7 protein-coding genes are annotated in these 12,384 nt (G+C 48.1%); 1 reads left to right on the top strand and 6 read right to left on the bottom strand.

What is annotated here, in order from left to right; all coding sequences use genetic code 11:
• Window positions 1–176: 176 nt before the first annotated feature.
• Window positions 177–1,229 (bottom strand): nucleoid-associated protein, encoded by a 1,053-nt coding sequence (locus KTO58_RS23200; protein WP_095837112.1) that lies wholly within the window; start codon window positions 1,227–1,229, stop codon window positions 177–179.
• 80 nt (window positions 1,230–1,309) lie between these two features.
• On the opposite strand from KTO58_RS23200, the gene KTO58_RS23205 reads away from it, so the two are divergent.
• A complete protein-coding gene (locus tag KTO58_RS23205; protein ID WP_095837111.1) occupies window positions 1,310–2,203 on the top strand; it encodes an SMP-30/gluconolactonase/LRE family protein in 894 nt (297 codons plus the stop codon).
• A gap of 79 nt (window positions 2,204–2,282) precedes the next feature.
• Here the strand turns inward: KTO58_RS23205 and KTO58_RS23210 are convergent, their stop codons facing one another.
• The 5 genes from KTO58_RS23210 to KTO58_RS23230 form a co-directional block, all read right to left on the bottom strand.
• Window positions 2,283–5,273 carry a glycoside hydrolase domain-containing protein gene (locus KTO58_RS23210; protein ID WP_225859886.1) on the bottom strand — a complete coding sequence of 997 codons (2,991 nt, stop codon included), beginning with the start codon at window positions 5,271–5,273 and terminating at the stop codon, window positions 2,283–2,285.
• Between the two features lie 94 nt (window positions 5,274–5,367).
• A complete protein-coding gene (locus KTO58_RS23215; RefSeq protein ID WP_198315141.1) occupies window positions 5,368–6,900 on the bottom strand; it encodes a RagB/SusD family nutrient uptake outer membrane protein in 1,533 nt (510 codons plus the stop codon).
• A 44-nt stretch (window positions 6,901–6,944) separates the two neighbouring features.
• Window positions 6,945–10,217 (bottom strand): TonB-dependent receptor, encoded by a 3,273-nt coding sequence (locus KTO58_RS23220; RefSeq protein WP_157752773.1) that lies wholly within the window; start codon window positions 10,215–10,217, stop codon window positions 6,945–6,947.
• A gap of 330 nt (window positions 10,218–10,547) precedes the next feature.
• Window positions 10,548–11,678, bottom strand: a complete 1,131-nt coding sequence (locus tag KTO58_RS23225; protein WP_095837108.1) for a FecR family protein — start codon at window positions 11,676–11,678, stop codon at window positions 10,548–10,550.
• Window positions 11,679–11,750: 72 nt separating this feature from the next.
• Window positions 11,751–12,305 (bottom strand): RNA polymerase sigma-70 factor, encoded by a 555-nt coding sequence (locus tag KTO58_RS23230; RefSeq protein WP_095837107.1) that lies wholly within the window; start codon window positions 12,303–12,305, stop codon window positions 11,751–11,753.
• Window positions 12,306–12,384 lie beyond the last annotated feature (79 nt).

The raw sequence follows: 12,384 nt of genomic DNA on the forward strand, positions 1-12,384 counted from the left end.
TAATAATCACCTCCTGACTTTTGCCCACCACTGCCATTCCTTATCTCACGTCCACCTTTCCCATAACTCTCCTGTATCATTCGTATACCTATCCTCTATCCAACACCTAACCTGACCATACAACAAAAAGCCGCCCCTTCCGGAACGGCCCCTCCATATTCTCATGTTGTCTTTAACTAACTTTCATTCTCAAATAACAGCTTGTAATAATACATATTCGTCGCCTCATCAAATCCCCTTTCTACCAGATCCCGGTTGCCGTGTATATACACATGGAAGTTCTTATCCAGTTTTAATACACTCTTAAACACCTTCTGCTGCTTCTTCACCGCATGCGATGAAATGTCAAACTCGTCCGGCAATGGCTGCTGATGCTCCGACTGAAAATGATCCTTATACTCCCTGAATGAAGCAATCGCCTCCGGATGCCCCAATACTTCCTCCGCAAAATCATCCATATTGAATTGCTCCTTCTCCTTAAAATAAGCGGCAGACTTATTCAACAGATCCATCTGATCTACCTTATTCATCTCATACTCCGTAGGCAACTTATTACTGATAAATTGCTTACACATATTTACCGCCACCTCTGTCTGATGATAACTGTCCTCTACACGCTGCACCTGCAAAAAAGCATCCTTCCAATACACCGCCTCCGTCTGCTTACTGATGCTATCCACCACACTTACCTTATACCCTTCCTCCTCCGCAATATTAAAGATCAGACATCCCTTATCCAGCTTATTGATGTTGATACCATCGTCATAATTCACCTGGTAGTTCTCATCTGCCAGGAACACCTTCAGATAAGTATCCCGGTTCTCCGACTTGAAGATACCCACGGCCGCTACTTCCTCCCCATCTACCTGGCACCGGGAAAAATAAGCCACATACAACTCCCCTCCCTTTATCTTCGGATGTGTCGAATGTTTATACAGATGTTTGGCAATATTTACAGATTGCTCGTGAAATACTTCCCGGTCCTCAAATATGCGCTTACAATACTGGAATACCTCGTTCAGCTGCAAATCAGCTTCATGATAAAACCGGAAGTATTCCGCATTATTAGTAAAAGGCTGGATAAAATAAGTGATCAGCAGCTGGCTGATCGTCTCATCCTTCATCTCCAATGGCTGCTGCGAACAGATCAGTGGCTCCTCCTGCGATGAATTGCCCACCTTATGGATCGACAAGTGCTGCAGATCATTAAATTCCGTTACATGGATCATAGCGTGCGGTAATTGCCCCGCGAAAATAGTAAATAACTGATCTTTTATTATTTTGACATCCCGATCTAATCAACATCACCATGAAAAAAACCTTTGGCTTACTTGCCCTCTTGTGCTCCCTGTATTGCTATTCCCAGGCACAGACACAAAAACTAGCCCTCTTCCAGGCCCATGACCTCACCAAGGAAAACCAGTTCTCACAAAATATTGAAGGTCCCAACTTCGATAAAGCTGGCAATCTCTATGTAGTCAACTATCTCAAAGACGGTACCATCGGCAAAATAGACCCCACCACCGGCGCCGGACAACGCTATCTCACCCTTCCCGACAGCAGCATCGGTAACAGTATCCAGTTCAATAGCCAGGGTAATATGTTACTCCCCGACTTTATCGGACACAACGTGCTGATGGTCAATACACAAACCAAAAAGGTAAGTGTTTATGTCCACTCCACACACTTCAACCAGCCCAATGATCTCTGTATCAATAGCAAAGATCAGCTGTTCGCCTCCGATCCCAACTGGAAAGATCAAACCGGAAAACTCTGGCGTATAGACAATGGGGGCAAACTCGTCCTGCTGGAAGACAATATGGGTACCACCAACGGTATTACCCTCAGCCCGGATGAAAAGACACTGTACGTCAACGAAAGCATACAAAGGAAGATCTGGAAATATAAGGTCGATGCCGCCGGCAACATATCCAACAAACAGCTGTTCGCTGAATTCACCGACTTCGGCTTCGATGGCATGAAATGCGATAAAGCAGGCAACCTCTATGTCGCCCGCCATGGTAAAGGGACTATCGCCGTATTGGCCCCCAATGGCAGCCTCGTAAGAGAAATTCCACTCAAAGGAAAGGCATGCTCTAACCTGGTCTTCGGCGGTAAAGATGGGAAAACCGTATACGTTACCCTGCAGGATAGAAAATGTATAGAGATGTTCCTCGTCGATATACCAGGGGCCAAATTCTGATCAAAAACAATTGCAAAATAGAACAGGGGTTGTCGTATGTGTTACATACAACAACCCCTGTCGATATCAGTGCTATGGACTATTGGATCACCAACAGCCAACCTTTGTTTTTTGCTACCGGAATAGCCGCATCTTTGTCAAATACCCGCCCTTCCTGGAAATTACGGATCTCTGGCGCCTTGATCACCGCGTTCGCCGGATCTATCCCCAAAGCTTTCCAGTCTATCTGCAATTTCACCGTCGTATCCGTGGCTGCCCAGCTGGCAATAGATAACAGCACAGCCCCGGGCTTTCTGTAAATGGTCACCGGCACCTTCGGATCACTGCTCTTTACCGGGTTATCCGCTACCCAGTAACCGATCATCTTAGAACCCTGTATGCCGAAATCATCCCATACCTTCCAGATATTCCGTGGGTCAGCCGTCTCACTCCAGGGCAACCGGCTGGTCATACCATATACCATCCCTCTCCACGGATTACCACCGTCCTGCAACATCTCCCCCATCAGGCCAAATGGAATACCACTCACCTCCGTCAGGAAGAAATCCGGATCGTTCTGCTCATAATCAAAATATTCGCCGAACCATAACCTGTTCAGATAAGGGAAATGCTCCATATACAACAACGCACTGTTGATAAAACCATCATGTTTATTATACTGGTTGGCAGAGTGAAGATCGATAATACCAGGATGCCCCGCTTTCGTCAATACCCGCTTGATGCGTTTCATCGTCACCCGGTCAAAAGCTACATCATCCAGGTAGATCCCGTCAATACCCACATGATCTACCAGCCAGTTCATCCCCTCCACATAATAGTTATGCCAGCGGTTCATACCGCTGTTGACAATAGCCGCATCTTTGATCTCAGGCACAAACCAGGCAGCGATATAATCCTTACCAACATGCTCCTGCAGCCAGGCATATCCACCACCGGGTCCTGCCGTATACACCTCATGACCCAGACTACGCAGGGCAAATGTTTCATAAGCCCTGTTGGACAATTCCCTTACTGTATTGTAGATCTTTACCTTTAGCCCCTTACGATGCGCATCATCTATATAGGACTTCATTTTGGCATGTTCTATAAAAGGATAATTGATCCACGGATTAATAGGATTCGCATGGTGGATATTGATCACAGTAGCGCCTGTACGTTTAATGGTATCCAGGTTGTCGTACTTGTGATAAAAGCGGTTAGCCCACTGGAAATCTGTATTGATCGGATGAAAAGGTGTTACGATCAGGTGGAAGTTGAAATATAACGTATCTCCCTGCTGCAGCGTACGTTCTCCACTATAACTACGGATAAGCCAGGTCTCCTTCTCCTCTTTCATAGTAATTCCGCCTTTGTCGCCATTCCCCCAGGAGACAGGCAATACTAAAGGTTTCTGCAGGTAAAAGTTAGTATTCAGCGGGCGAGAGTAATGTTGATCACGTAAGGAAAACTGTAACCCGCCGTTAACATCTCCTATCCAGGCACCGTCTTGGTTTTTATGCGCTACGTCCCATTTCCAGTCTATATGGCCGGGCCGTGCACCGCCCTTATGGTTCAATCCCATCATATACCTGGCCACCGTTGCATCCATCGGTATCTGTAAGGCGATGTCTTTTACCGTCACTGCCTGTGAGGCGATCAGCCGCATGGTATAGATCATATAACCGTCAAACTCCAGTGAAGCATCCAGCAGCAACTGCAACCCCTGCGCCTTACGCTCTGCCTGCCAGCTTACCTTACCGGGCTGCTGGCCGGTAAATGCCCAACGCGTATTTTGCCAGTCTACCGGCTTACCACCGTCAACCGTCCATACATCCAGTCGGATAGGCTGCTTCAGCAAAGCACGTGGCACGGCAGACAAACTGGTCATCTCTGGTGTAAAATAAGTCTGTATCTGTGCAGGCAATCCATCTTCGCCTAACGTTACCTGCCGTCCTAACAGCTGTATGGTACGGTCTTGCACGACCAACGGTGTATAAGGTGCGATCACCGCATTCTCCTGTGCCAGCGTAGAATTTAACCACTTCAGCCGGGTCTGCTTCCAGGGCTCATCCGCACCGCCGTTCACTGCCAGTTTATCCGTGATCGTGATCTCCACCTGTACCGGTACCGCGGCCAGACCCGCTGCCTGTATCTTTACCACACCTTTGTAAACGCCTGCTGCCTGCTCCTTGGGGATATCTACCCCACACCACATGGCCTGTACCTTGTCTGCCGCTACATGAACGTCTTGCTTCAAAGGCGTCGCTTCGTAAGTAGTTCCGTCCGTATTGATACAGCTCATACGGCTCGCCGGGATCACCTGTCCCGCTGCTGACCGCAGATCTCCGAATTGTATCCTTACCTGTTGCAGGTGCTTCAATGCATAAAGCCCCAGCTGCCAGGCAAAATATTCCCCTTTGTCTGCCTTACCGGCAAAACGATAACCTGGCCCGGATTGTATCCATCGCTGTGGCAGATCATCCGTCATACGGATAGCATGCAACCGGTCCTCCGGAAACACGAGGAAAGGCGCTTGCAGATGCTGCGCCCGCAGCCGCTTCACCTCCGCCGCCGTGGCGATCACCTCCATGGGGTAAAACGTATTGAACGTATCGATGGCTTGCAATGCCTGTACCGTTACATTCGGCGCCGGCAGTTTACCTTGCAAAGGTTCGCTCACATTATGATCCGCTTGCAGATAAACGCCTTTCGGATAATTGGACCTTCCCTCGTTTTTATATGGCAGATAATACACGTAGTAGATGCCCTTCCCTGAAATCGGTGTAAATTGTATATCCCCCTGCTCCCGGTCCAGCGACCGTACGTATACCGGTGCTACCAGCTGTCGTGTAGCTGCATCCTGCACGATGATACGCTGATGTGGCTGTATACTCCGCAACCGCCACGGTATCACCACCCGCGCCGTTGTACCGCCGCCTTTGAAGTGTACCACCGCCCGGTGATTGCCCAGTGAATCCGTATCCCACTCATTATTACCGGTCGTATACTTCACTTGCTGTGCCTGTACCGTCAGGCAGCAGATAGAAAAAAGGAGCGCAACACCCCAATACCGTCTTGTCAAATGATTCATACTAACGTCTTTTCATATCATAAAAAAAAGCACCATTCCCCAACTGAACAGGGAACGGTGCATTATTCATCATTCACAGTGTCATGGAAGTTGTTTATTTGATAGCCGGGAACTCGATGACATCAATAGGTGGCTGGGTAATATTCGGATTAGCATTCACCTCTTCCTGCGGAACTGGGAAGTAAAGCTTCTCAGGCCCCACATTAGCCAATCCTAATGCACCCCTCGACTTACGGGCCGCAATGTATTTATTACATGCCTCCACATAGGTACCCCGACGCATCAGATCCTCACGGTGTTTCATTTCAAACACCAGCTCCCAGCCTCTCTCCTGGAAGATCTTGTCACGCAGCGTCTCCTTGGAGAAACCGGAAGTAGGCAACTCAGTAGCACCTGCACGACGTTTTATCTGGTTCACCAACTCTATCGCTTCCGCACTCGGACCCGTCTGCTCATTAATAGCTTCCGCCAAACAAAGCAGGATATCGGCATACCGCAGGATAGGCATATTATGACCGTCGAAATTGGGATCCTTCCCTTTCTCTACAAAGAATTTTTTGGAATATACCGCAGGCATCGGCGCGATGTTCGTTGGTAATGTTTCTCCTTGCTTAGGGGCACGGTATTGTTTACCCGTGATACCGGTATATTCAGAAAGGAAACATTTACCACGGGGATCGCTGTCTTCAAATGTCCACCAGAAATCCAGCGACACACCATAATAAGCATACCCCTCAAACTGATCCAGGTCCGTAGGCCGGTTATGCACCCCCATACCATTCAGACCGTCTTCCGTAGGAGCATACATGATCTTATAGATGAATTCATTATCACGTTTGTTACTCTCCAGGAACAGATCACTGTACAATTTGTTCGCTCCTTCCGTCTGCGGCTGGAACAGGTCATAACGGCCGGTAGCCATGATCTTACGGGCATACTCTTCTACCTTGGCGTAATTTTTCTGACGCAGGTAGATCTTACATAATAAACCATATGCCGCACCTTGCGTAGCCCAGGCCTCCCGGTTAGAAGGTTGCTTAGCGGGTAATGCCGCTGCCGCCGCTACCAGGTCTTCTATGATCTGCGCTTCTACCATCGCCTGTTTGTTACGGTGAGGCTTGGCCGTACCGCCGATATTGCTGCGCAATACCAATGGCACATCCCCCCACAGGCTCGTCAAGTCATAGTAACCCAATGCCCGCAGAAATCGCGCATGCCCCAGATACTCTTTTTTAACGGCTTCATCCAATGCCCCGATACCGGGCAGCTTCTCCAATGCCAGGTTAGCACGGAATACCAGCGACCACATATGCCGCCATTCGTTCTGCAGATATTGATTGGCAGGACTCCACGCAAAGTCCACCATCTGCTTCAGATCTCCACCGGGTGTATTGTAGCCCATCGGTGTCGTCATATCGGTTACCACCATATGGTAACCGCCATAATACATCCAGTAGTTAGGATATAATGCAGCATACATCCCGATCACAGCTGCATCTGCATCTGCCTTGGTATTGTAGGCTTGCTCTCCGGGTATCACACTATAAGGCGTCTCTTCCAGCGGTTTCTCGCAGGCAGCACTTCCTATCGCCAACCCTGCTACCAATATATATTTAAGATATTTCATGGTCGTTCTTTTTGACTGTTTGCAATACATTACTTCACTTTCAATTACAGGGTAAGACGAGCGCCTACCATATAAATACGGCTGGCAGGATAAGAGTTGAAATCCTTACCACGACCCAGGTTGGCATTCATGCCGGATGCCGCATCCGTACTCACCTCCGGATCAAAACCAGTGTACTTTGTAATCGTGAACAGGTTCTGTGCATTCACATACAAACGCAGGTTCTTCACAGATTTACCCCAGTTCTTTACCGGGAACGTATAGCCCAACACGATATTTTTTAATCTTACATAAGACGCATCCTCCACAAAACGGGAGTTAACATATCCGCCGTATTGCAGACTGTAATAACCATTGCGGGGTACAGTAGTGCTGGGATTATCCGGGCGCCAGAAGTGCAGCGCCTCCGGAGAACGGTTCTCTTCCAGTATCAGCCGGTTCACATTGTACAACTCATTACCGAATGACCCTTGGAAAAATACAGTCAGATCCCAGTTCTTATACTTCAGGTCATTAGTTAACCCAAAGAAGAAATCAGGATTACCATTACCGATCACAGTACGGTCTTTCGCATCAATAATACCGTCGCCATTCACATCCCTGAACTTCGGATCGCCAGGCACAGCGTTAGGCTGCGCACTGTACTTCTCTCCTTGCTGGATAATACCATCCCAGATATAACCATAGATTGAACTGAGCGCTAATCCCGGACGCAGTATGCTAAACTCCATATAAGCAGCAGAACCGTCCGGCTTGTTACCGGTAATGATGATCTGGTCACGGCCACCGAGAGATACCACCTTGTTCTTGTTGAAAGCAATATTGAAAGCCGTATTCCAGGAGAACTTGTCCGTACGGAAGTTCACACTTTCGATCCCCAGCTCAATACCACGGTTCTCTAACGTACCGGCATTGACCAGCATAGAGTTGAAACCGGTAATGATAGAAGTAGGTACGTTCTGCAACAGGTCGGTAGTACGCTTGTAGTAATAGTCTGCTGTAACGTTCAGACGGTTATCAAAGAAACCCATATCGATACCAGCATCAAACTGTGAGGTGGTTTCCCATTTCAGATCAGGATTGAGGATATTATCCGGTGCCAGTCCTTTTGATACCGTCTCCCCGTCAGTAGATACGATCTTTACACCCATACGTGCCAGTGCACTGTAGTTAGGAATACGGTCATTACCCGTCAGACCATAGCTCGCACGTACCTTCAGGTTGGAGAATACACCCCAGTCCTTTACAAACTGCTCCTCTGAAGCTCTCCACGCTACAGATGCAGAGGGGAAATAACCAAACTTGTTGTTCTTACCAAAACGGGAAGAACCGTCCGCACGGAAAGTAGCAGTCAGCAAATACCTGTCTTTAAAGGCATAGTTCACACGACCAAAGTAAGAAGTCAGCACAGAGGAGTTCTGCAGCGTCTGCAGGTCAGATCTGTTCTTGCCCGCTCCCAGGTTATGATATAGGAAGTAGTCATTGGAGTAGTCAGAAGAAGCCCCATACAGGTCTTCATAAATGTCCTTCTGGTAAGAATAACCAGCCAGTGCATTGATTCGGTGATCTTTACCAAATGAACGATCATAGTTGGCAAATAACTCCATCAATGCACGACTGGTGCCGCTTTTCCGCTTAGAGGCAGAACCGATGCTGCCGGGAATGGTGGTAGGAGTGTATGTTCCTTTAGTATTGGCTGCATAATCATAACCTACGTTCATCTTGGCAGAAAGCCCTTTGATGATCTCATAGGAGGCGTTGGCATCTCCGTGAAAACCGACGTTGTTCTCACGATCAGTAGGCTCATATACATACACCAGCGGGTTGTTACCGTACATCGGCAGTTTGGACCTGCCATAAGTTCCATCTGCATTACGGATAGGCACAGTAGGATCATAACGCAACAGGTTGTACATAATGTTGGACTCTACTATGCTCCCTTCAAAACCTTTCAGGTCAGACTCCGTACGATAACCACGCACATTCACTCCCGACTTGAAACGCTCACCGATCTTCTGCTCTACACTCAGATTACCGGTATACCGGATGAAATCCGTATTGGAGATCACCCCTTTCTGACGGAAGTAGTTACCGGAGAGATATACCTTGGTATTCTCGCTACCAGTAGCGATCGCTATCTGGTGACTTTGTGTAGAACCCGTACGCAATATTTCTTTCTGCCAATTGGTACCTTGTGGCCCTACGGTAGCCAGCACATTTTTGATCTCGTCAGGCGAGAATACCGCTGGGTTACCATTCATCGCCGCTTTGGTATTCATCAGGCTCATAAAGTCCTGTGCACCGATTAGAGGTATTTCCTTGCTGAGTTTATTCACTCCATAGTAACCGTCATAGGTCACACGGGTACCGGTACCGCCTCTTTTGGTGGTGATGATCACCACACCGTTCGCACCGCGCGCACCGTAAATAGCCGTAGCAGATGCATCCTTCAGCACCTCCATCCCTTCAATATCGCCGGGATTCAACTGGTTGGCATCTAGCGACGCCATCGGGAAACCATCCACTATATACAAGGGCTCATTCGAACTGGAGATAGAGTTACCACCCCTCACCTGTACCGAAATACGACCGCCGGGAGCAGCACTGGTCTGTGTCACCTGCACACCTGCAGCACGGCCAGCCAGCATCTGCGTCGGGTTGGTCACTACCGTCTTCTCCAGCTCAGTAGCCTTCAAAGATGTGATAGATCCCGTCAGATCACTCTTGCGTGTCGTACCATAACCCACCACGACAATCTCATCCAGCTTCTTGGTATCCGGCTCCAATTGCACATCCAGCTGCTTACGGCCGGCAATGCTCAGCTTCTGACTGATATACCCCATAAAGGAAAACACCAGTGTCTGTTTATCACCAGGTACGTCAATCGTAAAATGACCTTGCGCATCCGTCAACCCGCCAATAGAAGTACCTTCTACCGAAACGGTCACACCGGGCAATGCCTCCCCCGTCTTAGCATCCGATACCTTACCGGATACCTTCTGACGCACACTCCTGGGATCAGGCGTAATCACCACCAGGTTGTTCTCTAACACCCGGAAAGTAGTATTGGTACCGGCAAATAGCAGGTCCATTACATCACTGATCTTTTTGTCCTTAACATGTATACTATGAATATTATTCAGGTCGGAAAACTCCTCATTGTAAAAGAAACGGAAACTACTGTTACGCTCTATTTGCTTAAATATCTCTCTGATGCTCTTCTTCTCAACCTGTAATTCACTGATCGTCTGTTGCGCGAAAGAGTTGGCTGATACCTGTAATACTGCCAGTAAAGTCAAGATGATGGTTAGTTTCATGGCAAGCAGAATTTTTCGCTTGAGGCAAAGAAATGCCAGCAAGTTTGATGTGATTTTCATAAACTTGTAGAGATTTTTAGTTAAGACGAATGTTTTTATGGCAGTCATGTCGCAAACAACTGCCATAGCAAGGGATGTTCGTTGGTTGGGGCAGTCGCAATGCCCCAATTTTTTTGTGTGAAATTTATCCGTGCAGACGTTGCATAGATTCTGGTTTACAGGTGAAATAATTACGCTGGTTCCTACATTGTTCTACATACTTTCCATTGCCCCCGGCAGCGCGCGGATTACTGTTCTTGTTTAGTTCACTGTTTATTTTACTACAATGTTCTACTTACTATGGCTTCCCGGCAGCGCTCGGGAATATTGTTCTTTTAGTTCACTGTCCATCTTTAACATCACAAGTCCGTGGTTGATCTGATAACTAAGTGGCGCTGTTAATTTCAAAACGTCCAGCACCTGCTCTAACGTCTCCTGACGGAAGGTGCCGCTGAATTTATAGTGTTTCAGTTCCTCAGATGCAAATACAACCCTTACGTTATATTTACGTTCCATAGTCACTGCTAGCTCTTCCAAAGTCGCTGAAGAGATGATCCAGTTGCCCGCCACCCAGGCAGTGTAAGGGGCCGTATCCTCCAGCTGGCTACTCTCTATCGTAGAGGCAGCAGGCATTACTTTCTTATGGGCCGCTACCGGAACAGTCCGGTCCTCAGCAACAGCTGCTGCCCTATGATAGGTAACATGCTGCCGCGGTTGCAATACAATATCCACCGCTTTCGACACATCCGGCGCTTCTATCTTTACCTTACCTTCTACCAGCGTCGTCACAACCGTTTGCTCTTCCGCATAAGCCTTTACATTAAAGGATGTACCCAATGCCTTGATCCGAAGATCAGCCGCCTTTACCACAAAAGGTTTCGCCGGGTTGGTCCTTACCTTGAAAAAAGCCTCCCCTTCCAGTTTCACCTCCCGCTTATCTGCATCGTACCCTCTTGCATATAACAACCGGCTGCCGGCATTCAACCATACCTCACTACCGTCAGACAACTGCACATAGGTCGTCGCCCCTTTCGGACTTACCACCGTTACCACCCCATCATTACCGCCGCCCATACGCCCCTGTAAAAAGGCAAATACCACCCCACCGCCTATTACCATACTCAGTAGCAGCAATGCCGCTATACTCCCCCATCCCGGTCTCATCCGTTTCCAAAACGGACGATGTACCTCCGCCTGCTCCAAACCCATCGCCGACCAGGCTGCCCCCGTATTATAAGGCGCACCCGCATCCGGCTGATAGCTCAGCAGCCACGTATCACGTAAAGCAATGAACTGTTGCAGATGATCCTCATCTGCCGCCATCCACTGCTCCAGCAGCTGCTGCTCCTCTATACTTGTCTGGCCGGAGAGAAAACGTATGATCAGATCATCCGCCTGTTCCGGTGAAAGGGTTGGGTTCATAATAGACTAAACTGATTACTAAGACAATTGACAGTAACACATAGGGTGACAAACAACAAAAATATTTTTGAATTATTTTTTCAGTAAGGGTAACAACGACGCCCGTAACTTGTACAAAGCCCTCGCCATCTGGGTTTTCACGGTATTAACGGATATATTCAACTCCCGGGCGATCTCCGGGTAACTAAGATGCTCGTATCGGCTCAACCGGAATACATCCCGGCACTGCGGCGGTAACTGGTTGATCGCCGTTGCCGTAAACTGCTGCAGCTGCTGATCATGCAACTTCTCTATAGGCCCCGCCCCAACAGATAACAAAGAAATCCGCGACTCCAGCTGCTGTATCATCTCCGGGCTATATTGCAACCGCATACGCGCCTGCTTTACAAAATTGAGACAATTATTATGAACAGCCCTGTATAAATAAGCCTGCTCCGATACCGATATATCTATCTCATCAAACTTCTCCCATATCCTCACAAACGTATCTTGTACAATCTCCTCCGCCAGCTCATGACGGTTCACAAGATCAAAAGCATACACACACAAAGCGGCATAATACCGCCTGTACATACGTTCAAAACTGTCCAGCCCATGCTGTGTGATATGATGATTCTCCCCCTTCAATGAATAAACAGATGTGACAGTGCCAATATATTATATTCCGGGCGCTGCACCTGCAATATCCTTCAATTTTTGACAATCT

This window comes from Chitinophaga pendula, assembly GCF_020386615.1.
Lineage (GTDB): Bacteria > Bacteroidota > Bacteroidia > Chitinophagales > Chitinophagaceae > Chitinophaga > Chitinophaga pendula.